Source organism: Suilimivivens aceti (assembly GCF_025567405.1).
Lineage (GTDB): Bacteria > Bacillota > Clostridia > Lachnospirales > Lachnospiraceae > Suilimivivens > Suilimivivens aceti.
Window position 1 is genome coordinate 222851 of the sequence record NZ_JAOQKJ010000005.1, and the last position, 25653, is coordinate 248503.

A 25653-nucleotide genomic window follows, 5' to 3' on the forward strand; every position below is an offset into this window, starting at 1 on the left:
AAGCAGAAAGGCGCTACAGGCAGCCTGCCAGAGCAGAAAACACAGAGAAAAGGAGAAAAAAATGGCTGAGAAGAAGTTAGTCGAAGCGATTACATCCATGAGTGAGGATTTCGCCCAGTGGTATACGGATGTAGTCAAGAAAGCGGAGTTGATTGATTATTCCAATGTAAAGGGATGTATGGTGATCAAGCCTGCAGGTTATGCAATCTGGGAAAATATCCAGAGACAGCTTGATGAAAGATTCAAGGCAACCGGAGTAGAGAATGTCTATATGCCCATGTTTATTCCGGAGAGCCTGTTAAATAAGGAAAAGGATCATGTGGAAGGGTTTGCTCCAGAGGTTGCCTGGGTTACCCATGGCGGGCTGGCTCCTTTGCAGGAGAGAATGTGTGTCAGACCTACTTCCGAAACACTATTCTGCGATTTTTATAAGGGAGACATCCATTCCTACAGAGATCTTCCCAAGGTTTATAACCAGTGGTGCAGTGTGGTGCGCTGGGAAAAGGAGACAAGACCTTTCCTGCGTTCCAGAGAATTTCTCTGGCAGGAAGGCCATACTGCTCATGCAACAGCAGAAGAAGCAGAAGCAAGAACCGAGCAGATGCTGAATGTATATGCTGATTTCTGTGAGGAGGTTCTGGCAATCCCGGTTGTTAAGGGCCGTAAGACAGAGAAGGAGAAATTTGCAGGTGCAGAGGCTACCTATACCATTGAGGCACTGATGCATGATGGTAAGGCGCTGCAGTCAGGAACCAGCCACAATTTTGGGGACGGCTTCGCAAAGGCTTTTGGCATCCAGTTTACAGATAAAGATAACAAGCTGAAATATGTTTACCAGACATCATGGGGAATGTCTACCAGAATTATCGGAGCGATCATCATGGTACACGGAGATGATTCCGGTCTGGTGCTGCCTCCAAGGATCGCACCGACACAGGTTATGATCATTCCGATCCAGCAGAAAAAGGAAGGTGTTCTTGACAAGGCTTATGAACTGAGAGACAGATTAAAGGGCTTCAAGGTAAAGGTAGATGACTCTGACAAGAGTCCCGGATGGAAGTTCTCCGAGCAGGAGATGCGTGGTATTCCGCTCCGTGTGGAGATCGGACCGAAGGATATCGAGGCCGGTAAGTGCGTGATCTGCCGTCGTGATAATGGCGAGAAGATCGAAGTGGCACTGGATGAGCTGGAGAGCAAAGTAGGTGAGCTTCTTGATCAGGTACAGGCAGATATGCTTGCAAAGGCAAGAAAGCATCTGGAAAGCCATACCTATGTAGCTACAAACAGAGAAGAATTTGAAAAGCTATTTGCTGAAAAATCAGGATTTGTAAAGGCTATGTGGTGTGGAGAGAGAGCCTGCGAGGAAGAGATCAAGGAAAAGATGAGCGTTTCCAGCAGATGTATGCCGTTCCATCAGGAATGCCTCTCCGATAAATGTGCTTATTGTGGAAAGCCTGCCAAAAAGATGGTTTACTGGGGCAGGGCTTACTAAAAGAAGGAAGGAATCATGCAGAATACAACCATGATCGAATTGCCTGAAAGGGTGAAAGAGATACTGGATACGATTATGGAAGCCGGCTACGAAGCTTATGCTGTAGGCGGCTGTATTCGTGATTCGATACTTGGAAGAAAACCAAATGACTGGGATATCACTACATCTGCGTCTCCTTATGAGATCAAGGAGCTGTTCCGGCGGACGGTAGATACCGGGATCCAGCATGGAACAGTGACCGTTATGATGGATAAGGAAGGGTTTGAAGTCACCACCTACCGGATCGACGGGGACTATAAGGATGGAAGACATCCCAGTGAAGTGACTTTTACAGCAAGCCTGAAGGAAGATCTGCGCCGCAGAGATTTTACAATCAATGCCATGGCCTATAATGAGCAGAACGGGCTCGTGGATATTTTCGGTGGAATGCATGATATTGCAGATGGTGTGATACGTTGTGTCGGAGAACCCAGAGAGCGTTTTTCAGAGGATGCTCTGCGGATCATGCGGGCAGTACGGTTTTCTGCGCAGCTTGGCTACCAGATCGAAGAAAAGACTAAAGCTGCGATCAAGGAGCTCGCACCAACTCTTAAGAAGATCAGTGCAGAGAGGATTCAGGTGGAGCTTGTGAAGCTTGTCACCTCCAAGCATCCAGAAGAGCTTCTGACAGCTTATGAAACCGGGATCACATCAGTGATCCTGCCAGAGTTTGATCTTTGCATGGAAACAGAGCAGCATAATCCCCATCATCTTTACAACGTAGGGATGCACACGATCCATGCCATGGAAGTCATTCCGGCAGATAAGGTGCTTCGTCTTGCCATGCTGTTTCATGATATGGGGAAGCCGGTCTGCAGAGAGACGGATGAACGGGGCATTGACCACTTCCATGGTCATCCGCAGGTTTCTGAGGAGATTACGGGGAAGGTGCTCCGGAGACTTAAGTTTGATAATGATACTGTTTATATGGTAAAAAAACTTGTCAGATGCCACGATCAGTATATTCCGGCAGATGAAAGAGGAGTACGCCGTGCCATGTGGCGCGTGGGGGAGGATGCCTTTCCTCTGCTCCTCCAGGTAAAAAAAGCAGATATGGAGGCGCAGAGCACCTTTTTAATAGAAGAAAAAGAAAAAAATCTGCAGGCGGTAGGACGGATCTATCAGGAAATTCTGGAAAAAAAGCAGTGTGTCTCACTGAAAACGCTGGCAGTAAACGGAAAGGATCTGATGGATGAGGCCGGATATGTACCTGGCAAAGAGCTTGGCACTATCCTTCAGGAACTGCTTCATCTTGTGATAGAGGAACCGGAGCTGAATGATAAAGGGACGCTTCTGAAAGAAGCCAGGCAGAGACGAAACCGGTAATACTTTACAGATTACCCTCATAAGATAGGATATGACTTACGTCAGGGGGTAATCATTGTGAATGACAGATGTGTCAGTTTGCTGGAAAAGTATGAATTGGAGTTGCTTCGTACCTGTAAGGGGCGTGGTGCCATTCTGTGTGAAACAGATATAGGAACCCTGATCCTGAAAGAATATGCAGGTTACAGAGAGAAATGTGTATATCAGGATGCTCTGCTGCATGCTCTTGCAGATAAGGGTTTTTCTTATAAAGAAAGCATTATCAGGAATAAGGAAGGGGAGCTTCTGACAGAGGATGTGGATGGAACCTCTTATATCCTGAAAACCTGGTTTGAAGGCCGGGAATGTAATGTAAGGGACCGGGAGGACTGTGCCCTTGCCATGCAGACACTGGCATCTTATCATAAGGTCAGTGCACTCTGTCAGGAACTGACAGAGTATAGATCCCTGTCTGATGTGGAAGCAGAGTTTGAAAAACATAACAGGGAGCTGAAGAAGATATGGCGGTTCCTGAAAACAAGAGGACAGAAGAGCGATTTTGAGATTGCACTGATGCAGAGCTATGCCGGTTTTTTTGAAAAGGCACTGGCAGTCACAGAAGAATGGAAGAGCTGTAAGGGACAGGAGAAATCTGTACAGGTTGTCTGCCATGGGGATTATCAGCATCATAATCTGATCCTGTCTGGGAGCAGGTTTCATCTGGTCAATTTTGAAAAGTGCGTTCCGGACAGTCCGGTGAGAGATATTTATCTGTTTATGAGAAAGCTTCTGGAAAAGAGCGACTGGTCTTTTAGTACCGGCTCAGAGCTGCTTCTTTCCTATGAAAAAGAGAGACATCTGGAAAAGGAAGATTACAGGATGCTCTATTACCGGCTGGCATATCCTGAAAAATTCTGGAAAATTGCCAATTTTTATTATAATTCAGGTAAAGCATGGATCCCGGAGAAGTATCAGGAGAAGCTTTTAAAGGTAAACAGACAGGAACAGGAAAAAAAAGAATTTCTGAAAAAATTCCGGGAAAAGTATGGTATACTTACATCGTAACAAAACAGAAGATTTGATTGAAACAGGGATTACAGAATGAAAGAAAACAGAGAGAACAAACCGGTCTTAAAATATCTGGCAGTTTTGCTGAGCCTGGTACTGACGGGCTGCGGAACCATTGGTCTTGCCCAGGAGTCCACATTTGAAAGTGCCTATGAAAACGGAAAGGAAGAAGAACCGGCAGCACCGGCATATACATCAGCCAGCAGAGGTGTCCTTATTTCCATAAATACAGAAGATAGGAGCTTTGTCATCCACAGGACAGCGGAAGGTGATGATATAGTCCTTAACTATACCGGTGCTACAGTAGTACAGGATCAATATGAAAGTCCCCTGACCATGGAGCAGCTTTCTGCAGGAGAGATCCTGGATGTGACTTATGACAGCGAATCTGGCAGAGCGGGAGATATTGCCATATCCGGAGATGCCTTCTGCTATGAGGGACTTTCAAGGTGCCGCATAGATGAAGGTAAGGGAACACTGGAGACAGGAAGCGAGACACTGCATATCAGTAATCAGACCAGAGTCTTTTCTGAGGGACGGGAGATCGGGATAAATGAGATCCTGAATCTGGATACTGTGACGGTCAGGGGTATAGGACATGATGTCAGCAGTATCGTGATAGAAAAGGGGCATGGATATCTGAGCCTTAAGGATGCAGATGCACTGCTTGGCGGATGGATCGAGGTAGGACAGGCCGTGATCAGCCAGATCACGCAGGAGATGCTCCTCACTGTGCCGGAAGGAAGCTATCAGGTAAGACTGACAGCAGGAGATGTGGATGAAACAAGAGAGGTAACTATAAAGAGGAATGAAGAAAATGTCCTTGATCTTGGGGATATTGAACTGAAGGTGCCGGTAAACGGGCAGGTCAGCCTTGTGATATCTCCTTCTACAGCTACAGTCAGGATTGATGATGTGACCGTCAATGCAGCCTATGCGGTACGCCTTCCCTTTGGCATCCATCAGATCACAGCAAGTGCTGATGGATATGATACCGTTTCGGAATACTTCGAAGTGACAGGGGAAAATACCAGAGTAAAGCTGACACTTGGCAGGGCGGCAGAGGAAGATACAGTTTCCGGCAATTCTACAAAGGAAGAGGAAACGCCAGCTCATACAGTTACGATCAAGGCACCTGAAGATGTGGAAGTATATCAGGACAACCTGTATATGGGTATTTCACCTGTTACCTATGATAAAACCGTTGGAACGCATACGATTTCCCTGAGGAAGAGTGGTTACCAGACGAAGAGCTATCAGATCGAGGTGACGGATGATGACAGGGATCTTGTATATTCCTTCCCTGATCTGGAAAAGAATATAAATGAGAATACAGATGCATCAAATACCGTGAGTGGAAACAGTGTCAAAAACCAGACAGGCAGTACTGTCAGCGGCAATACAAATACCGTCAGCGGCAATGAAACGACTGCCAGACAGGGCACTGCCTGAAACCGCAGAAAAGTGAGGAAATACGGGGCTGAAAAGCCAAAAATTTCTTGACAAACAGTAGTAAAAAAGATATATATAGATATAGACGTTTCATTCAAGTGGAAGAAACAAGAAAATAAATAAACGCTCATAATAAGAGGAGGAGTTCGAAATGAACAAAACAGAATTAGTAGCAGCAATCGCTGATGAAGCTGGATTATCTAAGAAGGATGCTGAGAAGGCATTAAAGGCTTTCACAGATGTTGTAACAGAAGAATTAAAGAAGGGTGAGAAGGTTCAGCTTGTTGGCTTTGGTACATTTGAAGTATCTGAGAGAGCAGCAAGAGAAGGAAGAAATCCCCAGACTGGCGCAGCAATGAAGATTGCAGCTTCTAAGGCTCCTAAGTTCAAGGCTGGTAAGGCATTAAAGGATTTAATCAACGCATAAGTGAGATACGTGAGGGACCTGCTGTGGCAGGTCCTTTTTTCGTTGAAAGGGATCATAGCGGAAAGGAATAAGCAGGTATGAGATTAGATAAATATTTAAAGGTATCCAGGCTGATCAAACGCAGAACTGTAGCCAATGAGGCATGCGATGCAGGCCGCGTCATGATCAATGACAGACCGGCAAAAGCATCAGCAGATGTCAAGGCAGGGGATAAGATCACAATTTCCTTCGGTAACAAGGATGTGAGTGTGGAAGTACTCAGTGTACAGGAAACTGTCAGAAAAGAAGAAGCCAAAGAGATGTTTCGGTATTTATAAAACGCCGGAATATCCGGAAGTGTTCTCCAATATAATCTTTTATAGAAAGAGAAAAGGAGAACGGGATGGAGGATTTAAACAGTATTAACAAGAGACCTCATAAGGTGACACTTCTTGGAAGAAGGACATGTAATCTTACCGGGGTGAATGATGTGCTTTCCTTTGACGAAAGAGAAGTGATCCTGGAAACAGAGCAGGGTATGCTGATGATGAAGGGAAGCGGACTTCATGTGAACAGACTGACTCTGGATAAGGGTGAGGTAGATGTGGAAGGAAAGATAGACAGCTTCACTTATTCCGAACAGGCATCCATGACGGCAAAAAGTGAATCTCTTCTGACCCGGTTATTTAAATAATGTGGCTCAGTCAGGATATTACCAGAGAGATGGTCTTTTTGTTCCATTCCTTTCTGCTGGGAGTTGTGATCACTTCTGCTTATGATGGTTTTCTGATCATACGGAGACTGATCCGCCATTCCGGGATCATGGTGTCACTGGAAGACCTTGTTTTCTGGATTGTGTGTGCACTGGAGGTATTCAGGGTTCTCTGCAGGGAAAATAATGGAATGCTCAGATGGTTTGCAGTAGCCGGAGCCTTTGGTGGAATGCTGGTGTACAAGAAAACGGTCAGCAGATTCATAATCAGGACAATATGTCAGGTGATCACATTTTTGGGCGGAATACTGATGAAGATCGTGAGATTTCTGGCAAAGCCGGTAAAGAAGCTTGTAAGGCAAGGGGAAAAAGGGGGTAAGGTACTGGCTGGCAGGCTGTCATGGCTCTTCCGGTGCCTGAAAAAGAAGTTGACGTTATTTTTGAAAATGCTTAAAATAGTACTTAGTAAGAAATGAAAAGAGGATGCGGGATGGCAAGAAGAGCAGCTTACCGGAAAAGACGGCAGAATAAGTTCGGTATGTTTCTTGTATTCATCGTTGTGGTCATGCTTACCGTTGTAGTAGCTGTCAGAGGAATTGAGATGAAAGCGAAGCTGGCTGATAACAGGCAGAGGGAAGCTGAACTGGAGGCACAGATCGCAGCTGAAGAGGAGCGTACGCAGGAAATAGAAGAAATGGAAAAATATTCGGAAACCCTTGGATATACAGAAGAGGTAGCCAAGGAGAAGCTGGGTCTTGTCAATGAAGGTGAGATCATATTCCGGGATGAAAGTCATTAAAGATACTGTCCAGATGAAAAATGGGCAGTATTTTTTTGCGATGAGTTATGAAGGGGCAGGAACTGCTTCGACAAACAATGCACAGGCTTTCTGTTAAGATAGATAACTGCTACAGAGAGAAAGAAAGGGGCGTTATCATATGAAAAACAGGGAAGCGGATGACAGAGATGAATTTGAAAGCATATTACCGGAGTATGGAAGGCGGAAGCTTCTGACCTGTGCAGAATCCATACGGGAGCTGGCAGAAAGCTTTCAGGAAACAAGAGAAAACAGAGAGATCCTGCCGGAAGAAAACCGTAATGATTTCCTGTGTCAGAGGCGTCTTTTTGAAAATAAAAACCTGATGGCGGAGCATCTGCAGGAAATGGCACAGATCATGACAGATGTAGCACAGGAAACGAAAAGCTGCAGACCATTAAGCGTCAGAAGAGTGAAACAGATTGCCCATGCCATGAAAGAGGTCGGAGTGCAGATGAAGAATCTGTACCTGATCGAAAATGAAGAAGGGAAGAGCGAGGTTACGATCTGCCTCAGGAATGAAAAAAGGAATACGCTGTCAGCAGAGGAAATGGGAGACCTGCTTTCTGTTCTGTTGAATATCAGGCTGGTCTGTACCGGAGACAATCCCTTTTTTGTAACAGAAGAATGGAAGACCTTTTATTATGTGGAAGAGGCCGGATATCATGTGCTGACCGGGGTGGCCACTGCTGTTAAGGAGACAGAAAAGGTTTCAGGGGATAATTATTCCTTTTTTGAAATGAAGCCGGGCAATCAGACAGCGATCCTTTCAGATGGAATGGGCTCAGGGGAGAAAGCGTGTCAGGACAGTACCCTTGTTGTAGAACTGATGCAGAAGTTTCTGGAGGCGGGATTCCCGGCAGAAACAGCAATTTCCATGATCAACAGTGCACTGGTATGCCGTGAGGAAAGCGCAAATATGTCCACTCTGGATCTCTGCAGTATTGATCTATACGGAGGGGAATGTCGCTTTATCAAGGTGGGAAGTGCCTGCTCGTATATTAAAAGGGGACAGCTCGTGGAACGGATATCATCCGGTAATCTTCCCATGGGGATCTTTCAGAAACCAGATGTGGATATGGTCTGCCGGGAACTGGAGGATGGAGATTATGTGATCCTGTTTTCTGATGGAGTTACGGATGCACTTTCCCAGGGGATGGGGGAGGAGATACTTCCGGAGGTGATCGGGAGCTGCCAGCTCAGCAATCCTGGAGAAATAGCAGGCTCTCTCCTGAATTTCTGTATTCACCAGTGCAAAGGGCGTATCCGTGATGATATGACGATTCTGGTGATCGGGATCTGGAAAAAAGAAGAGGAATAAGTCTTTTCTTTTATATATATATCAGCTATAGTAAATATATGGTCAATAAAGTTCTGGATTATTGTGAACAATATCATATGATAGCTTCTGGCGATGTGGTTGTAACAGGGGTTTCAGGGGGCGCAGATTCTGTCTGCCTCCTTTTTATGCTACTTGCTATCCGGGAGAAGGTGCCGTTTCATCTGGCAGTTGCCCATGTAAACCATGGACTGCGGAAGGAAGCTGCCATGGAGGCAGCCTACGTGCATGAATTATGTGAAAACAGGGGGATCCCATTCTATCTGAAAGAGGCAGATATGGCAGGCTACGCAAGGGAAGCATCCCTTTCTGAGGAGGAAGCAGGCAGGCAGATCCGGTATGCTTTTTTCAGGGAGATACTTATACTGGAGGGCACAAGGCACCAGACAGAGGAGGCAAAGTGGAAGATCGCAGTTGCCCATAACCGGAATGACAGAGCCGAAACCATGCTGTTCCATCTTTTCCGGGGAACAGGATTGGCGGGACTCTGCGGGATCCCGGCGGTAAACGGGAGGATCATACGGCCGCTTCTCTGCCTTGACAGGCAGGAGATTGAGGCTTATCTGAAAAATGAGAAGATCCGTTACTACACGGACAGTACCAATCAGGAGGATCACTACGCAAGAAACAGGATCCGCCATCATATTCTGCCCTATGCGGAAGATGAGATCTGCAGAAGTGCTGTGGCACATATGAACCAGACGGCAGAGAATCTCCGCCTGGCAGAGATTTATCTGGGGAAACAGACGGAAGAAGCGGCAGAGAGATGTGTGCTGCCTGCCGGAAACGTGGCAGCAGAATGCCAGGAGAAAGAACCGGCTGGCAGTGAGAAGCAGATCCGTCTGGATCTGGATGCTTTCATAAAAGAAGATCCATATCTGAGAGGCCGTATCCTGCATCTGTTTGTGGAGAGACTGGCCGGTCAGAGAAAAGACATTACGGCGGCACACCTGGAGGGCATAGAACGACTTTTCCTTTCAGAAAAAAACGGTGAATTGAATCTTCCATATGAAATTACGGTTTATAAAAATTACAGGATGGGTATGCTTGTAAGAGGTAAACAGAAGAAGCAGAGAAAGAAGCCTGTAGTGATCAAGGGGGATGGGATTTATCAGGCAGATGGTCTTGGAGAGGTGGAAGTTACAGTGTTTTCCTGTGAAAAAACTGGAAATATTCCGGAAAAGAGATATACGAAATGGTTTGATTATGATAAAATAACAACATCTGTTCTGCTGCGGGTAAGGGAGCGTGGAGATTATCTTACGATCAACAGCAGCATGGCGCACAAGTCCCTTCAGGATTATTTCGTTAATGAAAAAATCCCAAGACAGGAAAGGGATTCTTTTTATGTACTTGCAGACGGCGCCCATATCATGTGGGTTCCCGGATATCGGATCAGCGAATATTATAAGGTGACAGAGAAAACCCGGAATATCATGCAGATCAGCATAAAGAAGACGGAAGCGTAAGAAAGGAGTCAGGAAATGGCTGAACATGTAAAGGTACTATTATCAGAAAAGGAAGTGGATGACAGGATCCAGGCGATCGGAGAGCAGATCAGCAGGGATTATGCAGGAAAGCAGGTACATCTTATCTGTGTATTAAAGGGAGGAAGCTTTTTCCTGTGTGAGCTGGCAAAGAGGATCACTGTACCGGTTTCCCTTGATTTCATGTCTGTATCCAGCTATGGAAGTGAGACTAAGTCAAGTGGTGTGGTCAAGATCATCAAGGATCTGGATGAGCCGATCAAGGGGAAGGATGTTCTTGTGATTGAGGATATTGTAGATTCTGGAAGAACCTTAAGCTATCTTATGGAAATGCTGAAGGACAGAGGACCTGCAAGCTTAAAACTCTGTACACTTCTTGACAAGCCGGACAGAAGAGTCATTGATGTGCCGGTAGATTATACAGGATTTGAAATTCCGGATGAGTTTGTAGTTGGCTACGGTCTTGATTATGATCAGAGATATCGTAATCTTCCCTACATCGGAGTGATCAGCTTCGATTGAGAAGAGTGCTTTAAAAGAAATAATGCAGTAAATGACAGAATAGGAAAGTAAGACAGTTATGAAAAACCGAGGTATCAGAATTTATTTTGTACTCGTGATCGGACTTCTGCTCCTGGTTCTCTGGACCAGTATGCTGAATGTGAAGCAAAGCGAGTATACCAAAGGGGAACTGGTAACCAGCCTGAAGGCAGATGAAGTAATTTCGGCAACAATCCTGCCAAACCGTGAAACACCGACAGGTGAAGTAGAGATCGTACTGGCAAACGGTGAACAGAGAACCCTTTATGTAACAGATGTAAATGAGATCGAAGCTCTGCTGGAATCATATAAGATTGATCCGGCTGTAGAAAAGGTGCGGGAAGAAAACTGGTTCCTGAACAGTGTATTCCCGGTGCTCCTTGCCGTGATCGTTATGGTGTTCTTCTTTGTGATGATGAATAATCAGAATGCAGGCGGCGGAAACAGCAAGATGATGAATTTCGGAAAGAGCCGGGCCAGACTTTCTCTTGGTGACAATAAGACGACATTGCAGGATGTGGCGGGTCTGAAGGAAGAGAAGGAGGATCTGGAGGAGATCATAGAGTTTTTGAAGAATCCGGGTAAGTTTACCAGGGTTGGTGCCAGGATCCCCAAGGGTGTACTGCTTGAAGGAGCACCCGGTACAGGTAAGACCCTGCTTGCCAAAGCAATTGCGGGAGAAGCAGGAGTTCCCTTTTTCAGCATATCGGGATCTGATTTTGTGGAAATGTTTGTTGGTGTTGGTGCATCCAGAGTCCGTGATTTGTTTGAAGAAGCTAAGAGGCACGCTCCCTGTATTATTTTTATCGATGAGATCGATGCGGTTGCAAGACGTCGTGGAACTGGTATGGGTGGCGGTCATGATGAAAGAGAACAGACATTGAATCAGCTGCTTGTAGAGATGGATGGCTTTGGCGTGAATGAAGGGATCATTGTGCTGGCAGCAACCAACCGTGTAGATATCCTGGATCCTGCCATTTTAAGACCGGGACGTTTTGACCGGAAGATCAGTGTGAACAGACCGGATGTCGGAGGCAGGGAAGAGATTCTGATGGTACATGCCAAGAACAGACCTCTTGCAGAGGATGTAGACCTGAAGCAGGTGGCACAGACGACAGCCGGATTTACCGGTGCGGATCTGGAGAATCTTCTGAATGAGGCGTCCATTATGGCAGCCAAGGAAGAAAGGGCTTTTATCATCCAGGATGATATCAAACGGGCTTTCATTAAAGTAGGAATTGGCGCAGAGAAGAAGAGCCGGGTGATTTCAGACAAGGAAAAGAAGATCACTGCTTATCATGAGGCAGGTCATGCGATCCTGTTTCATGTACTGCCGGATGTGGGACCTGTCTATACGGTTTCTATCATTCCAACCGGTAATGGTGCAGCGGGTTATACCATGCCGCTGCCGGAGAAGGATGAGATGTTTATCACAAAGGGGCAGCTTCTGCAGGATATTATGGTGTCTCTTGGAGGACGTATTGCAGAGGAGATTATTTTCGGTGATATTACTACAGGCGCTTCCAGTGATATCAAGAAGGCGACCTCTGCAGCCAGAGATATGGTGACCAGGTATGGTATGTCTGAGAATATTGGCGTAATCAATTATAACAGCGATGATGATGAGGTATTCATCGGAAGAGATCTGGCTCATGCAAAGAATCACAGTGAACTGATCTCGGGAGAAATTGACAGAGAAGTAAAGGCCATTATTGATGACTGCTATAAGAAGGCAAAGGATATTATATTGGCACACATGGATGTACTGCATCACTGTGCAGAACTGTTGATCGTTAAGGAAAAGATTGGCAGGGAAGAGTTTGAGGCATTGTTTGACCAGAAGGAGAATGATCCGGAAAGCTTTTTCGAAAACCATGAAATTGGTGAAAGTGCACAAAAATGATGGTGCGAATTTGTAATATTTGTGAATTGTAGGAATTTACACAAAATGGGGGCTATGCTATTATACTACTTGTAACCCCCCCAATACATTATATAGTTTTTGCTATACCCCATAAGAAAGAAATACCTTCTCTAAAAAGAACAGTACACGTACTGTTCTTTTTACTTTATATTGATAAAAGAGGCTATTTCGGATAAAATAAGAAGTGGATTTTGAAGGGAGCAGCCAGGTATGTTTTTGGATATAAACCGCCTGAGAAAGGCGGAGTATGAAACGCAGTATGAAACGCAGTATATTAATGGGATGAGACCTGTTTTCAACAAGAAGGCACTGTTCAGCGATACGACAGAAGATTATGTGACTCCGGCAGAACCGGAGCCATATTCACATGTAATGATCCGTTTCCGGACAGCGGTAAATAATGTAGACCGAATCTTTCTTGTACATGGAGAAGCAAGGCATCTGATGATGCGGGAATCCAAGGATGAATATTTTGAATACTTTTCCTGTGAAATGGAACTGGAGAATACAGAGTTTTCCTATTATTTCATTGTAGAAGCCGGCAAGCTGAACTGCTTTTATGATACGAGAGGTGTAGTGAAGGAAGTGCGGCCAGAGTATCAGTTCCGTATCATTCCCGGGTTTAAGACACCGGAGTGGGCCAAGGGTGCTGTTATGTATCAGATCTATGTAGACCGGTTTTATAACGGAGATCCTGCCAATGATGTACTCACCGGGGAATATCAGTATATCGGTGACAAGACAGTGAAGGTGGATGACTGGGAGAAATATCCGGCAGCCATGGGCGTCCGTGAATTTTATGGCGGTGATCTGCAGGGTGTTCTTGACAAGATGGATTATCTGCAGGATCTGGGTGTTGATGTTATTTATTTCAATCCCCTGTTTGTGTCCCCGTCCAACCACAAATACGATATTCAGGATTATGACTATATTGATCCCCATTTTGGCAGGATCGTCAGTGATGAGGGAGAGCTTCTTTCCCACGATCAGAGGGAGAACCGTTTCGCATCCCGTTATATTGACCGGGTGACGAATAAGGCTAATCTGGAAGCAAGTAATGCCCTGTTTGCAGAGCTGGTGGCAGAAGCACATAAGCGCGGCATAAGGGTTATTCTGGATGGTGTGTTCAATCATTGCGGTTCCTTTAATAAATGGATGGATAGAGAGCGCATTTACGAGAATGCCGAAGGTTATGAAAAGGGTGCCTATATTGAAAAGGAAAGTCCCTATCATAGTTACTTCAAATTCCATAATGACAATGCATGGCCCTATAATGGCAGTTATGACGGCTGGTGGGGGCATGATACACTGCCAAAGCTGAATTATGAGGATTCCAGGGAGTTATATGCTTACATTCTCCGTATTGCGGCCAAGTGGGTAGCACCTCCTTACAACGCAGATGGATGGAGGCTGGATGTGGCAGCAGATCTTGGCTACAGTCTGGAAACCAATCACAGGTTCTGGAAGGACTTCCGCAGGGCGGTAAGAGAGGCCAATCCGGAGGCAATCGTACTGGCAGAGCATTACGGAAGTCCGAGGGCATGGCTGAATGGCAAGGAATGGGATACGGTTATGAACTATGATGCCTTTATGGAGCCTGTGACCTGGTTCCTTACGGGAATGCAGAAGCACAGTGATGATTTCCGCGGAGATATGCTGGGAAATGCGGATAATTTTATCGGAGCCATGAAGCATCATATGTCTGATTTCACGACACCATCTCTGCAGATTGCCATGAATGAGCTGTCAAACCATGATCATTCACGTTTTCTGACAAGAACAAACAGGAGAGTAGGACGTACCAATAATCTGGGACCGCAGGCAGCGAATGAAGGAACCAATAAGGCTGTTATGCGGGAAGCTGTTGTCATGCAGATGACATGGCCTGGTGCGCCTACAATTTATTATGGAGATGAAGCCGGTGTCTGTGGCTTTACCGATCCTGACAACAGAAGAACCTATCCCTGGGGGAAAGAAGATCAGGAAATGATCCGGTTTCATAAGGAAATGATCAGGATTCATAAGGCATGCCGGGAGCTGCTGACAGGTTCCTTGAAGATTATGAGCGGAGATTATAACCTGATCTCCTATGGACGTTTCAACAGACAGGCACAGACCATCGTGGTGGTGAATAATAATGATCATGAGGTGTCCAAAGATCTGACTGTATGGTATCTTGGCATTCCAAAGGAAAGTACCATGAAGTGTCTGATGCTTACGGAGAAAGATGGTTTTAGTACAGAAGAGGTGGAATATACGGTATCCGGTGGCAAGGTATATCTGGTAATGCCACCGATATCGGCTATCGTACTCAGATATGAAAATCTGGTACCTTTGCAGAAAAAGAAAAAATTCTTTTCTTTTGAGGAGTAGAATGAAATTATCGGAAAACCCGGAAATACGGCAAATGGCCGATCCTGTGATGCCGATAGAAGAAAAATATAAAAGTAGTAAAATAGTACTTGTTTTTTTAAAAGCAGGTGCTATCATTAGAGTAGAAGAAGTATCAAAGTATGGATTCTCCCCGTTTTGCCGGGAGGATCGGGGAAGGAAGTGTATCTTATGAAATCGGCAAAACTTAAAAAAGTATTACTCTGTTTTGCACTGGTGCTTGTCCTTGGCGGCGGCAGTATTGCTTACTACAATGTAGCTGGCAGAACTGATGGCGCATTAACAGATCAGGCAGCGACAAGAGACGCAGGAGTTCCCGCTGACGGAATTGTTTACATTGAACCTGAGATGGTCAGTCTTGCAGATGCCCTCACAGGGACAGCTGATTCCCAGGCCGCAGCAAAGGCAGCCTTCGATATCGTAAATGCGAAGAGACAGGAAGCCGGACTTTCCGCACTTACATGGAACAGTGGTCTTGAGCAGGCATCCTCAGTCAGAGCTGTAGAAGCATCCCAGTCATTCTCACACACCAGACCTGATGGTTCCGACTGGTGGACCGTTAACAGCAATCTGATGTATGGTGAGAATCTTGCCAAGGGATATGCAAGTGCAGATTCTGCAGTTACAGCATGGATGAATTCTCCTACCCATAAAGCTAATATTATGGATGCAGAGTTCACGTCAGGTGCGATTGCTATTCATGTAAATAGCAACGGACAGTGGTTCTGGGCACAGGAATTCGGATTCTAAACGTACATAAGAAGGGCCTCCGGAGTTAAAGCTTCGGGGGCTCTTTTTGTGTACATAATAGACAAAAATAGGTGAAATGAAATGTAAAAAATGTAGAAAATGTAAAAATCTATTGTAACATCAGAGGAATGATGTTAACATGAAAACAACTTAATTCGGAGTCAGAAATAATAAATTCGATATTCGAATTAATAGACTGAAAGGTAATGAAAAATGCAGAAGCGTGGATTAAAGGATATTAAGAGACGAAACAGGCATGTGATATTACAGACTGTTCTGGATAATAAAAAACTATCCCGTGTCGAGATTGCACAGAAAACAGAGCTGGCACCCAGTACGGTATCTACTTTAGTGGCAGAAATGATAGAACAGGGGTATCTGATAGAAAGTGGAAGCCAGATCACAGCAGGGCGAAGCCGCACAGAGCTGACACTGAATCCTGATTACGGAACAATAGCAGTTCTGGAGATAAATCGTAAAGGTATTGAGCTGAGTGTCTATGATATGGCACTGCAGGTGATAGAAAGAAAGAAATTGTCGGAACAGTGCCTTACAGGAAATGAACTGTTTGATGAAATTACAAATGCGGTTGATGTCTATTATAAAAAGGAACGGCCGCTGGCAGGGATCGGACTGCTGTTCCAGCAGGATATGAGGGAAAGTGATTTCCGTATCATGTATTCTACAGGAGCTGCAGCAGCAAGCATTACTTTGAAGGAAGCACTGGTTTCCAGATACAAGATTTTTGTGACAGAAGATTATGGAGAGGTTTATAACGTTTCCAGGGCATTGTCAGAGCAGAAAAAGGGTGAGGTGCGAAACGGCGCACATATCAGTCTTGGTGAAAGGGTAGTCATCAATGTAACACAGGAAAACATGATTGTACCGATTCGAAGTGATTTCTTCGAAACAGCAACCAGCTTCCTGGAAGACCTTGTTCCTGAAACAGAGGGAAAGAAGACAGGTTCTGACAGAATGAAGAATCTTGTGATGATCATGCAGCTTCTGTGTATGATATTTCCGCTGAACATTATTTTTCTGTCGGGAACAGATATTTCAGACAAAGAGGATGAGAAAACGATCCGGAGGCAGCTTGCAGAAAATCTTCCGGAAAAGCTGATCCCACAGATCCGGTTTTTATTTCAGAAATCGACAGAGCAATGTGCAAACAGTTATGCGCAGCGTCTGAGATCAGATATTCTATTTAATCATTAACAGGAGGTAGCTTATGAAATTCAAGGAGCTTATTGAAGGTAACAAATTCAGTCTGGTTGTGAGTCTGCCGTCCAACAATCTGGAGCTGGCAAAAGCAGCTCTTGACGGGGGCGCACAGGCAGTCAAGGTTCACTGCAATGTATGGCATAGAGCAAGTGGTCATACCTTTGGAACCTACGCGGAGAACAGAGAGTTTCTGCAGCAGCTGATCACACTTTGCAAGGATGTGCCGGTTGGACTGGTTCCAGGTGGTGAAGATGCATTTATCACACCGGAGGAAAGACTGGAACTGGAAAATATGGGACTTGGATTTTTCAGCTCCTACAGTCAGCATTTACCCTGCCATATGATGGAGAGCAAGGTGCTGACGAAAATGGTAGCTATTGATTATACCTATACAGAGAATACACTGGATGCAGTTCGGAGCTCAGGTATTGATGTGCTGGAATGTTCAGTCCAGCCTGGTGAAAACTATGGAACAGATTTAAACTATGCAGATATTTTGCGGTACAGTGATATCGTAACAAAATCCGGAAAGCCATGTCTGATTCCCACGCAGAGGAAGATCAAACCATGCGAGGTGAAGCATCTGTATGATGCGGGCTGCAAGGCAGTCATGATAGGTGCTATCGTGATGGGAAAAGAGCCTGATGCGAAACAGCTTCAGGCAGTAACATCAGCATTCAGGGAAGCTATAGATGCCCTGTAATCGAGAAACTCAACTCGCCAATGAGTGAGTGAAAATAAAAAAGAAAAAGGAGAGATCATTATGTTGCAAGGTTTCCTGATCATTCTGATTTTTGTCATCATCGCAGCACTCATGATGACGAAAAAAATTCCTACCCTTCTGGCTTTGCCTCTTATGGCAGTTATTATCTGTATTATTGCAGGTGTTCCTGCAGTCGGGGTTGACGCAGAAGGCGTAGAGATCGGCTGGCTTCAGACAGTACTGGAAGCAGGTACCGTCCGTATGGGCAGTGCGATCATGGCAGTCATTTTCGGAGCATGGCTTGGACAGCTTATGAACAAGACCGGTGTTACTGAAAACATCATTAAAAAGAGTGCAGAGCTTGGAGGGGACAGACCTCTGGTTGTTACTCTGATCATGGTTGTTGCCTGTGCAGTCCTGTTCACTACACTGAGCGGACTGGGTTCTATCATCATGGTTGGATCTATCGTATTACCGATCCTCATTTCTGTCGGCGTTCCGGCAATGAGTGCAGCCTGCATTTTCCTGATGGCATTTACATGTGGCCTTACCTTTAATATTGCGAACTGGAAGACATTCTCCAGTATCTTCGGACTGGAAATTGACCAGATCAAGGGCTTCGAGGTGTACATGCTGATCGCAACAGCAATCGCAACCATTATTCTTGTCATGGTTGAGTTCAAGCGTAACGGTGTGAAGTTTGCTTTTTCTGCGCCTGTTGAAGAAAGCAAGCCGGCAAAGCAGTTAACAGGTATCAGAGGCGGGCTGGCAATGATCACACCACTGATCCCCATTGTACTTGTAGCTGCGTTTAAGGTTCCTGTATGTCCTGCATTTATGGTAGGTATTGCATGGATCCTGATCTTCACCTCAAAGAGCTTTTCAAAGGCAATGAATATGCTGGTAAAGACCTGCTATGATGGCATTACAGATGGTGGTCCGGCTATTATCCTGATGATCGGTATTGGTATTCTTTATCTGGCAGTGACACACTCTATGGTAAAGGAAGTACTGAATCCATTCCTGTTGGCAGTAGTTCCGTCTAACAAGGTTGCTTATATTATCTTCTTCTCATTACTGGCACCCTTATCACTGTACCGTGGTCCCATGAACCTGTTTGGACTTGGTTCCGGTATTGCGGCACTGGTAATCGGACTTGGAACTCTTTCTCCTTTGGCAGTTATGGGTGCATTCCTGGCAGCAGAAAGAATCCAGGGCTGTGGAGATCCTACCAATACACAGAATGTATGGACTGCTAACTTTGCAGAAGTAGATGTAAATGGTATTACCAAAAAGTTACTGCCTTACTTATGGGCAATCGCCATTGTTGGTGTTGTTGTCAGTGCAGTAAAGTATTTCTAAGAGAGATTTAGATAAAGAGGATCTGAGGACAAATGAGATGAGGGTGTCATATTCTGGCACCCTCTGATTGAAAAAAGACCTCAGCTAATGTGAATACAGGGATACATCGGTTGAGGTCTTTAGTCAATCTACAGATTATAAAACAGGAGGAAATTTGTGAATGAAGGTCAGAATTGGTATTGATGTCGGGGGAACTTTTACAGATGCTGTTGCCATTAATAATGAGACTTATGAGCTGATCGGTTCAGTGAAAGCGCCGACAACCCATACGGCAAAGGAAGGTGTTGCTGCAGGTATTGTAGAAGTATTGCATAAGGTAATGGAGCAGTATAGCATCAAACCGGAGGACGTGACATTTATTGCACATGGAACAACGCAGGCTACCAATGCCCTGCTGGAAGGAGATGTGGCAAGGGTTGGTGTTGTTACACTGGGACAGGGTATCCAGGGAGCAAAGAGCCGCAGTGATACTACAATAGGAAATATTGAACTGGCACCGGGGAAGTTCCTGAATTCAGAAAATAATTATGTAGATACATCCTCACAGAATGTAGACCAGGCAATCAGGACAGCGTTGGAAACATTGAAAAATCAGGGATGTACAAGTTTTGTGGCAGCAGAGGCTTTCAGTGTGGATGACCCGGCAAGAGAGAACCGGACAGTAGAATTATGTAAAGAAATGGGGCTGCCGGGAACAGCTACCAATGATATATCAAAGCTGTATGGATTAAAGATCCGGACAAGAACTGCAGTTGTAAATGCAAGTATCATGCCGAAGATGCTGGAAGCAGCAACTATGACGGATGCAAGCATCAAATCGGCAGGAATTGAAAGTCCTCTGATGGTTATGCGCTGTGATGGCGGTGTCATGACTGTTGATGAAGTGAGGAACCGTCCGATCCTTACTATTCTGTCAGGACCGGCGGCAGGTGTTGCAGGGGCACTTATGTATGAAAAGCTGACAGATGGACTGTTTTTCGAGGTAGGAGGAACCTCTACGGATATTTCCTGTGTCAAGGATGGAAAGGTTATGATCCGTTATGCAGAGGTTGGCGGGCATAAAACCTATCTGAACAGTCTGGATGTACGTACCGTCGGAATCGGCGGTGGAAGTATGGTGGAGATTAAAAACGGAAAGGCCGTTGATATGGGACCAAGAAGTGCCCATATTGCAGGACTGGAATATGAGGTTTATACGCCAGCAGAAAAGATCGTGGATCCGAAGCTTGTAGCAGTACGGCCGATGGAGACAGATCCGGAGTATGCCTGCATAGAGTGCGCAAATGGGGTAAAGGTTGCACTGACGATGGCTGGAGCAGCCAATCTGGCAGGCTATGTAAGAGAAGAGGATTATGCCTTCGGTAATGTGGAAGCAGCCAGAAAGGCATGGAAGCCGTTAGCAGACAATATGGGATGCAGCGTAGAGGAAGCAGCAAGGAAAGCACTGGCTTTTGCAGCAGCGAAGAATGGTAAGGTTGCCAGAGAGCTTATGAAAGATTATGGCATGGATCCCCAGCATACCGTTTTTGTAGGTGGTGGCGGCGGTGCAGCTACGGTAGTGCCACACCTGGCGGAAACTATGGGACATAAATTCCGAATTGCACAGAATGCACCGGTTATTTCAACGATCGGTGTGGCACTTGCCATGGTTCGTGATATGGTGGAAAGAAGTGTTGCCAATCCGACCGATGCGGATATTATCAGTGTACGCCGGGAAGCAGAACAGAAAGCGATCCAGAACGGTGCAGCCCCCGGAACGGTGGAAGTCAGTGTGGAAGTAGATACACAGAAAAATATCATCAGGGCGATCGCAGTGGGTGCTACAGAGCTGCGGAGCAAGGACAGAATGAAAAAAGAGATGTCCGAGGATGAGCGCCTTGGAGTCGTGGCAGAAAATCTGGGAGTAGGTAAGGAAAAGCTGCAGATAGAGGCCAGGAATGGCGCCATGATGGCAGTCCAGTACGATAGAATACAGAAAAAGCTTTTTGGTCTGATCAAAAAGGTAACGAAGCCGCTGCGTCTGATCGATGAGGAAGGTGTGATCAGACTTCAGAAAAATAATGCACTGGTAAGGCAGACTACGGTAGGTGGCTGGCAGCAGGATCTGAAATGGATCTTGGAGGAGCTGACAGAATATAATGATGGCGGTACCAATCTGCCTAACGTATATGTTGTGCTTGGCAAGAGGATTATCGATCTGTCCGGCATGCAGACAGGTGAACAGATCATAAGTCTTGGTAATGTGGAACTGGCAGGATATGAGGATATGGAGCCGCTGATTCTGGCGGCAACCAGACGAGTGGATGCGTGAGGAAGAATGAATGGAGCAGTTTGATTTTCCTTTTCCTGGAAGAGAGCTGGCAGATCAGGAATTAACCTATGACATGTGTTATGCAAAAATACAGGAAGAGGATCGGGCAGTAATCGTAGAATCGGCGTGGCAGAAGGGCTGCAGGGCGGCAGAAAAGGTTTTTGCTGAAGAAAACGGAAATATGGATTTTGCGGAAATTGTCCTGAAAAGCGGTCTTAAGCTGGTAGAAAAGGATATAGATTATGTGGTCGGTGGACAGAGATATTTCAGTGACTATATTTCCGGGAAAAAGTGTATCAACCTGTATGTCCGTTCAGTAAAAAAGTGGGCAGAGCAGAATAAGCTGACTTATAAACAGGCTGTTAATCTGATCCTCAGCCACGAGTATTTTCATTTTCTGGAGGTTACAAAGCTTGGTCTGACCAGCAGGGAATATCAGGTGCCTATGGTCAGGTTTGGGAAAATCGTAATTGGAAAAACAGGGATTCATGCATTGTCTGAAATAGGAGCCCACGGTTTTGCGAGGACTTATTATGATCTGTGGTATCAGCAGGAGAAAGGAAGAAGCATAGATGAAGGAGAATCTGAATTATGATGTTGTGATCATTGGCGGGGGACCGGCAGGTGCTGTGGCAGCTGTCGCAGCAGCGAGGCAGGGAATGAAGACACTGCTTGTGGAACAGAATGGCTATCTTGGCGGATCACTGACAGGCTGTGGGGTCGGACCTCAGATGACATTCCATGCAGGGACAACGCAGGTTATAAAAGGCATTCCGGAAGAAATTGTGGAAAGGCTGCAGGAGCTTAGAATGTCTCAGGGGCATATGGAAGATTTCGTCGGGTATGCCAGCAGCATTACACCCTTTGATGCAGAAGGAATGAAACTGGTACTGGAAACCATGGTGCAGGAAGCAGGGGCAGAACTGCTATATCATACCACATACACCGGATGTACAGTAGAGGACGGAGAGATCACGGAGGTACAGCTATATGCAAAGAATGGCTTTTTCTCTGTAAAGGGAAGGGTATTTCTGGACTGCAGTGCGGATGCAGATCTGGCAACACATGCAGGGATCGGCAGTGTATATGGACGGGAAGCGGATCATCTGGCGCAGCCTATGACAATGAATATCAAAGTAGCGAATGTAGACCGGGAAAGGGTCATGGAATTTGTAAAGAATCATCGGGATGATATGCTTTCTACGATTCCCTTTGACAGACTGGAGGAAATTCCAAGAACGGGAATTCAGGGCGCTTATTCTCTGATAAAAGCAGCCAAAAGCAAAGGGGAGTTTCATGTGGACAGGGATATGGTACTCTGTTTTGAAACGAACAACAGAGGTGAGTTTATTCTGAATATGTCGCGTATTATCAGAAAATCAGCCATTGATCCTTTCGAACTGACAGAGGCTGAGATCGAAGGAAGAAAACAGGCGCAGGAAATCGTAGCCTTCATGCGGAAATATATTCCGGGCTTTGAAAACTGCAGACTGGAATGCACCGGTCCGAGTATCGGGATCCGTGAGAGCCGTAAAATTGATGGCATCTACAAGCTGAAGGCAGAGGATCTGGTGGAAAATAAGATGTTTCCTGATGCCATTGCCATGGGAGGATATCCGATAGATATCCATTCACCTGACGGAGCAACCATGAAGCACCGGTTTCTGAAGCCGGGGAGCTGGTATTCGATACCATACAGATCTCTGGTAACAGAGAAGATAAAGAATCTGATCGTGGCCGGCAGGTGCTTAAGCGCAACCCACGAAGCCTGCGCGGCAGTGAGAGTAACACCGATCGTCATGGCAATGGGACAGGCTGCAGGTACAGCAGCCGCTCAGAGTGTCCGTGAGGGCGAGGCGGCTAACGGTCTGGATACGGAGAAGCTTCGGAAAGCCCTTAAGGAAAATGGAGCTTTTCTTCAGGATTATACAGGATAAAGAAGGACAGGAAATAAGTATTTGTCGTGTTTTGTGCAAATACTTATTTTTGTTTTGCAGGGAGGAGAAAAGTTCCACTGCAGAAACACTCCGGTTTTTGCTATAATACGGACAGGAAGAGGGAACAGCTATGAAAGAAAAAACAAATGTCCGGGAAGCTCTTGTGCCGTTACTGATCCTGTTTGCTTCTTTTATCGGGGTAACACTGTGCTCTATGATCTTTATGGCCAAGGATAATAATTATGACAATATGATCAATCAGTATTTCAACATCAGCAAGGAGCTGTATGGAAAGCTGATTTATCTGCATATATCAAAAGGGGCACTGGTCAATGGCATGAACCTGTGCAGTCTTGCATTTCTGTTTGGAAATTTCATGCTTGTCTGGGAGATCAGTTCCGCAAAGGAGAAAAAGAGAAGAAAAGGGCTTCTGGCCGCAGCCAGTGTTTATCTGCTCCTGCAGGCAGTTGTCTATAATACGGTATTCCAGCGCTTACTCTATTTTGGGAAAATGGGATTTCTGCCGGATCCCCGGATCTTCCGGAAAATTTACGGTGGATTTCATTATGTTACTGTGATCGGAAATTTCCTGATGCTGATTATGGGATGCGGTTTTATTTTTCTGTCTGATCTTCATAAGAAACAGATACCGGAACTTCTCAGGGTAAAGCGTGCCATTTTTCTGACACAGATCAGTCTGGCGGGGCTGTATTTCTATATGTTCTTTTCCCTGCCTGATTCCTTCCTGTGGATGTCCAGATCAACAGGCTATATTTCCTATCACTCCCTGAAAATGGCACCGTATGTGGGTGGTATGAGGGCGGTGATCTGGCTGATCCTGTTATTCCTGATCATCCTGTTTTACAATATGTACCGATATCAGCTGATGCGGGAGAGAGTATCTCAGGAGGAATATGTGTTTTCCAGTATTATTGCATCATCAGAGATTTCCACCAGGGCATTCAGTCATTATGTAAAGAATGAACTGCTTGGGATCATGGCAGAGGCAGAGACACTTTTGGCAAAGGAGAAGGAACCTGTCAAAGAACTTGAAAATATTCAGAAATCCTGTCAGGAGGTATATGACAGACTGAACGAGCTGCAGAAGAACAGCAGCCGGATCGTATTGAACCAGTCCAGACAGAATTTGGCAGAAGTGATCCAAAGCGCAGTGGAAGAAAACAAAGCAATGATGGAGAAAGCAGGTTGTCAGATCTTGTACGAAAAACCATCGAAGAAGGCGGAAGTCTTTCTAGATCCTGGTTATATGAAGGAGGTTTTTCGGAATATTTTCTGCAATGCCATGGAGGCGATGGAGGAAAGCCTTGGAGAAAAGAAGGTTTTCGTGGAGCTTAAGGTTTATGATGAGGAAGTGGAGATCATCATAAAGGATACAGGTCCCGGGCTTTCAGAAAACATCAGTAACCGTCTGTTCAACCCATTTGTATCTACGAAATCAACCAAACAGAACTGGGGGATCGGGCTGTCCTTCTGCAGAAGGATCATTATCAGCCACAGAGGAAGAATTACGGCAGAAAATGGGGAACTGGGAGCAGAGTTCCATATTTATCTGCCTTTGATAGGAGAAGTGTCAGATGGAAAATAAAAAGATAAGAGTAATGATTGTAGATGATATGGAGTCACTTTGCAGGAAATATGAGACGGTTCTTTCACAGTCAGAGGAAATTGAGGTAGTGGCGGCTGCCCATGACGGATATCAGGCGATCATGAAAAGCGCCATGCTGCAGCCAGATGTGATCCTGATGGATATTGAAATGGAAAGCAAGTATGCCGGGATCACGGCGACCAGCCAGATCCTCCGGGAGTTTCCGAAGATCAAGATCGTAATTCTGACGGTGTATGAGGATGATGAGATGATCTATGCAGCATTTCAGGCAGGAGCCTGTGATTATGTGCTGAAGACAGCTACACCGGCAGCCATGGTTTCCTGCGTAAAGGATGCCTACTATGAGAAATCGGTGATCCGTCCGCAGGTAGCAAAGAAGCTGCGGAAAGAATTTAAGCGGATCAAGAATAATGAGGACAGTCTGATCTATACGATCTATCTGGTACAGCTTCTGACGGATACAGAGAGAAATATCCTGGAGGCACTGCATGAGGGCAAGGATCAGAAGGAAATCTGCCGGGAACGTTTTATTGAGCCGGTGACGATGAAGACACATATCCGCAATATTGTGAAAAAGATGAAACAGAAGAATATAGAGGATGTTTTGTCACAGGTAGAACAGAGTGGATATTTCTATTATATGGACAAGATCAAAAGCAGACAGGAAGAAAGCTGATGTACCATGTCTGTAAATGGATGACCAAACAGATTATCCAGCTGATGAAAACCGCTTCTGCAGAGCATGCAGAGGCGGTTTGTGCATTCTGACG

General features: G+C 45.5%; 24 protein-coding genes. All 24 read left to right on the top strand.

From position 1 onward, the window contains the following. The first annotated feature begins 61 nt into the window (after positions 1 to 61). The 24 genes from proS to OCV77_RS07770 all read left to right on the top strand — a co-directional run bounded on the left by proS (position 62) and on the right by OCV77_RS07770 (position 25559). Positions 62 to 1492, top strand: coding sequence for a proline--tRNA ligase (gene proS, locus OCV77_RS07655; protein WP_118798608.1), 1431 nt, complete (start codon positions 62 to 64; stop codon positions 1490 to 1492). 15 nt (positions 1493 to 1507) lie between these two features. Next, a complete protein-coding gene (locus tag OCV77_RS07660; protein WP_262574413.1) occupies positions 1508 to 2857 on the top strand; it encodes a CCA tRNA nucleotidyltransferase in 1350 nt (449 codons plus the stop codon). 57 nt (positions 2858 to 2914) lie between these two features. Further along, complete coding sequence (locus OCV77_RS07665; protein WP_118798560.1) at positions 2915 to 3901, top strand: CotS family spore coat protein; 987 nt, start codon at positions 2915 to 2917, stop codon at positions 3899 to 3901. Between the two features lie 36 nt (positions 3902 to 3937). Next, positions 3938 to 5356, top strand: coding sequence for a PEGA domain-containing protein (locus OCV77_RS07670; protein ID WP_262574416.1), 1419 nt, complete (start codon positions 3938 to 3940; stop codon positions 5354 to 5356). Positions 5357 to 5507: 151 nt separating this feature from the next. Next, positions 5508 to 5783 carry an HU family DNA-binding protein gene (locus OCV77_RS07675; RefSeq protein ID WP_118798562.1) on the top strand — a complete coding sequence of 92 codons (276 nt, stop codon included), beginning with the start codon at positions 5508 to 5510 and terminating at the stop codon, positions 5781 to 5783. Between the two features lie 77 nt (positions 5784 to 5860). Continuing rightward, positions 5861 to 6100: an RNA-binding S4 domain-containing protein gene (locus OCV77_RS07680; protein ID WP_262574418.1), complete on the top strand. Its 240-nt coding sequence runs from the start codon at positions 5861 to 5863 to the stop codon at positions 6098 to 6100. 65 nt (positions 6101 to 6165) lie between these two features. After that, the gene (gene yabP / locus OCV77_RS07685; RefSeq protein ID WP_118798564.1) at positions 6166 to 6456 is read left to right on the top strand and encodes a sporulation protein YabP; all 291 of its coding nucleotides are present in this window, start codon (positions 6166 to 6168) and stop codon (positions 6454 to 6456) included. Then, entirely contained in the window at positions 6456 to 6950 is a 495-nt protein-coding gene (gene yabQ / locus OCV77_RS07690; RefSeq protein ID WP_262574420.1) for a spore cortex biosynthesis protein YabQ, read from the top strand. The genes yabP and yabQ overlap by 1 nt, the downstream gene beginning before the upstream one ends. A gap of 14 nt (positions 6951 to 6964) precedes the next feature. After that, the gene (locus tag OCV77_RS07695) at positions 6965 to 7273 is read left to right on the top strand and encodes a septum formation initiator family protein (RefSeq protein WP_118798566.1); all 309 of its coding nucleotides are present in this window, start codon (positions 6965 to 6967) and stop codon (positions 7271 to 7273) included. Positions 7274 to 7412: 139 nt separating this feature from the next. Then, on the top strand, positions 7413 to 8612 hold the full coding sequence (locus OCV77_RS07700; RefSeq protein WP_262574422.1) for a SpoIIE family protein phosphatase: 1200 nt from the start codon (positions 7413 to 7415) through the stop codon (positions 8610 to 8612). Positions 8613 to 8650: 38 nt separating this feature from the next. Beyond that, positions 8651 to 10099 (top strand): tRNA lysidine(34) synthetase TilS, encoded by a 1449-nt coding sequence (tilS, locus tag OCV77_RS07705; RefSeq protein ID WP_262574424.1) that lies wholly within the window; start codon positions 8651 to 8653, stop codon positions 10097 to 10099. 15 nt (positions 10100 to 10114) lie between these two features. Next, positions 10115 to 10639, top strand: a complete 525-nt coding sequence (gene hpt, locus OCV77_RS07710; protein WP_118798569.1) for a hypoxanthine phosphoribosyltransferase — start codon at positions 10115 to 10117, stop codon at positions 10637 to 10639. A 58-nt stretch (positions 10640 to 10697) separates the two neighbouring features. Continuing rightward, entirely contained in the window at positions 10698 to 12560 is a 1863-nt protein-coding gene (gene ftsH / locus OCV77_RS07715; RefSeq protein ID WP_262574427.1) for an ATP-dependent zinc metalloprotease FtsH, read from the top strand. A 231-nt stretch (positions 12561 to 12791) separates the two neighbouring features. Beyond that, a complete protein-coding gene (locus tag OCV77_RS07720) occupies positions 12792 to 14954 on the top strand; it encodes a glycoside hydrolase family 13 protein (protein ID WP_262574428.1) in 2163 nt (720 codons plus the stop codon). Between the two features lies 1 nt (position 14955). Further along, positions 14956 to 15147, top strand: a complete 192-nt coding sequence (locus OCV77_RS07725; RefSeq protein ID WP_262574430.1) for a hypothetical protein — start codon at positions 14956 to 14958, stop codon at positions 15145 to 15147. Further along, complete coding sequence (locus OCV77_RS07730) at positions 15144 to 15722, top strand: CAP domain-containing protein (protein WP_262574432.1); 579 nt, start codon at positions 15144 to 15146, stop codon at positions 15720 to 15722. Before OCV77_RS07725 ends, OCV77_RS07730 begins: the two co-directional genes overlap by 4 nt. A gap of 213 nt (positions 15723 to 15935) precedes the next feature. After that, positions 15936 to 16937: a MarR family transcriptional regulator gene (locus OCV77_RS07735; RefSeq protein ID WP_262574433.1), complete on the top strand. Its 1002-nt coding sequence runs from the start codon at positions 15936 to 15938 to the stop codon at positions 16935 to 16937. 13 nt (positions 16938 to 16950) lie between these two features. Further along, entirely contained in the window at positions 16951 to 17646 is a 696-nt protein-coding gene (locus OCV77_RS07740; RefSeq protein WP_262574434.1) for a hypothetical protein, read from the top strand. A gap of 60 nt (positions 17647 to 17706) precedes the next feature. Then, entirely contained in the window at positions 17707 to 19008 is a 1302-nt protein-coding gene (locus tag OCV77_RS07745; RefSeq protein ID WP_262574435.1) for a Na+/H+ antiporter NhaC family protein, read from the top strand. A 160-nt stretch (positions 19009 to 19168) separates the two neighbouring features. Further along, positions 19169 to 21319 (top strand): hydantoinase/oxoprolinase family protein, encoded by a 2151-nt coding sequence (locus OCV77_RS07750; protein ID WP_262574436.1) that lies wholly within the window; start codon positions 19169 to 19171, stop codon positions 21317 to 21319. Between the two features lie 10 nt (positions 21320 to 21329). Beyond that, positions 21330 to 21914 carry a hypothetical protein gene (locus tag OCV77_RS07755; RefSeq protein WP_262574439.1) on the top strand — a complete coding sequence of 195 codons (585 nt, stop codon included), beginning with the start codon at positions 21330 to 21332 and terminating at the stop codon, positions 21912 to 21914. Beyond that, the gene (locus OCV77_RS07760) at positions 21892 to 23256 is read left to right on the top strand and encodes an FAD-dependent oxidoreductase (RefSeq protein ID WP_262574440.1); all 1365 of its coding nucleotides are present in this window, start codon (positions 21892 to 21894) and stop codon (positions 23254 to 23256) included. The genes OCV77_RS07755 and OCV77_RS07760 overlap by 23 nt, the downstream gene beginning before the upstream one ends. A 130-nt stretch (positions 23257 to 23386) precedes the next feature. After that, complete coding sequence (locus OCV77_RS07765; RefSeq protein WP_262574441.1) at positions 23387 to 24862, top strand: sensor histidine kinase; 1476 nt, start codon at positions 23387 to 23389, stop codon at positions 24860 to 24862. Then, entirely contained in the window at positions 24852 to 25559 is a 708-nt protein-coding gene (locus tag OCV77_RS07770; protein WP_262574442.1) for a response regulator transcription factor, read from the top strand. Before OCV77_RS07765 ends, OCV77_RS07770 begins: the two co-directional genes overlap by 11 nt. Positions 25560 to 25653: the final 94 nt, after the last annotated feature.

What these genes read in the sequence shown, in the direction of transcription:
- OCV77_RS07760 (WP_262574440.1), top strand. Translation starts at nt 21,892, where the DNA reads ATGAAGGAGAATCTGAATTATGATGTTGTGATCATTGGCGGGGGACCG.
- OCV77_RS07660 (WP_262574413.1), top strand. Translation starts at nt 1,508, where the DNA reads ATGCAGAATACAACCATGATCGAATTGCCTGAAAGGGTGAAAGAGATA.
- tilS (WP_262574424.1), top strand. Translation starts at nt 8,651, where the DNA reads ATGGTCAATAAAGTTCTGGATTATTGTGAACAATATCATATGATAGCT.
- OCV77_RS07725 (WP_262574430.1), top strand. Translation starts at nt 14,956, where the DNA reads ATGAAATTATCGGAAAACCCGGAAATACGGCAAATGGCCGATCCTGTG.
- proS (WP_118798608.1), top strand. Translation starts at nt 62, where the DNA reads ATGGCTGAGAAGAAGTTAGTCGAAGCGATTACATCCATGAGTGAGGAT.
- yabP (WP_118798564.1), top strand. Translation starts at nt 6,166, where the DNA reads ATGGAGGATTTAAACAGTATTAACAAGAGACCTCATAAGGTGACACTT.
- OCV77_RS07670 (WP_262574416.1), top strand. Translation starts at nt 3,938, where the DNA reads ATGAAAGAAAACAGAGAGAACAAACCGGTCTTAAAATATCTGGCAGTT.
- OCV77_RS07730 (WP_262574432.1), top strand. Translation starts at nt 15,144, where the DNA reads ATGAAATCGGCAAAACTTAAAAAAGTATTACTCTGTTTTGCACTGGTG.
- ftsH (WP_262574427.1), top strand. Translation starts at nt 10,698, where the DNA reads ATGAAAAACCGAGGTATCAGAATTTATTTTGTACTCGTGATCGGACTT.
- OCV77_RS07695 (WP_118798566.1), top strand. Translation starts at nt 6,965, where the DNA reads ATGGCAAGAAGAGCAGCTTACCGGAAAAGACGGCAGAATAAGTTCGGT.
- OCV77_RS07765 (WP_262574441.1), top strand. Translation starts at nt 23,387, where the DNA reads ATGAAAGAAAAAACAAATGTCCGGGAAGCTCTTGTGCCGTTACTGATC.
- OCV77_RS07720 (WP_262574428.1), top strand. Translation starts at nt 12,792, where the DNA reads ATGTTTTTGGATATAAACCGCCTGAGAAAGGCGGAGTATGAAACGCAG.
- OCV77_RS07755 (WP_262574439.1), top strand. Translation starts at nt 21,330, where the DNA reads ATGGAGCAGTTTGATTTTCCTTTTCCTGGAAGAGAGCTGGCAGATCAG.
- OCV77_RS07745 (WP_262574435.1), top strand. Translation starts at nt 17,707, where the DNA reads ATGTTGCAAGGTTTCCTGATCATTCTGATTTTTGTCATCATCGCAGCA.
- OCV77_RS07750 (WP_262574436.1), top strand. Translation starts at nt 19,169, where the DNA reads ATGAAGGTCAGAATTGGTATTGATGTCGGGGGAACTTTTACAGATGCT.
- OCV77_RS07700 (WP_262574422.1), top strand. Translation starts at nt 7,413, where the DNA reads ATGAAAAACAGGGAAGCGGATGACAGAGATGAATTTGAAAGCATATTA.
- OCV77_RS07675 (WP_118798562.1), top strand. Translation starts at nt 5,508, where the DNA reads ATGAACAAAACAGAATTAGTAGCAGCAATCGCTGATGAAGCTGGATTA.
- OCV77_RS07680 (WP_262574418.1), top strand. Translation starts at nt 5,861, where the DNA reads ATGAGATTAGATAAATATTTAAAGGTATCCAGGCTGATCAAACGCAGA.
- OCV77_RS07770 (WP_262574442.1), top strand. Translation starts at nt 24,852, where the DNA reads ATGGAAAATAAAAAGATAAGAGTAATGATTGTAGATGATATGGAGTCA.
- yabQ (WP_262574420.1), top strand. Translation starts at nt 6,456, where the DNA reads ATGTGGCTCAGTCAGGATATTACCAGAGAGATGGTCTTTTTGTTCCAT.
- hpt (WP_118798569.1), top strand. Translation starts at nt 10,115, where the DNA reads ATGGCTGAACATGTAAAGGTACTATTATCAGAAAAGGAAGTGGATGAC.
- OCV77_RS07740 (WP_262574434.1), top strand. Translation starts at nt 16,951, where the DNA reads ATGAAATTCAAGGAGCTTATTGAAGGTAACAAATTCAGTCTGGTTGTG.
- OCV77_RS07735 (WP_262574433.1), top strand. Translation starts at nt 15,936, where the DNA reads ATGCAGAAGCGTGGATTAAAGGATATTAAGAGACGAAACAGGCATGTG.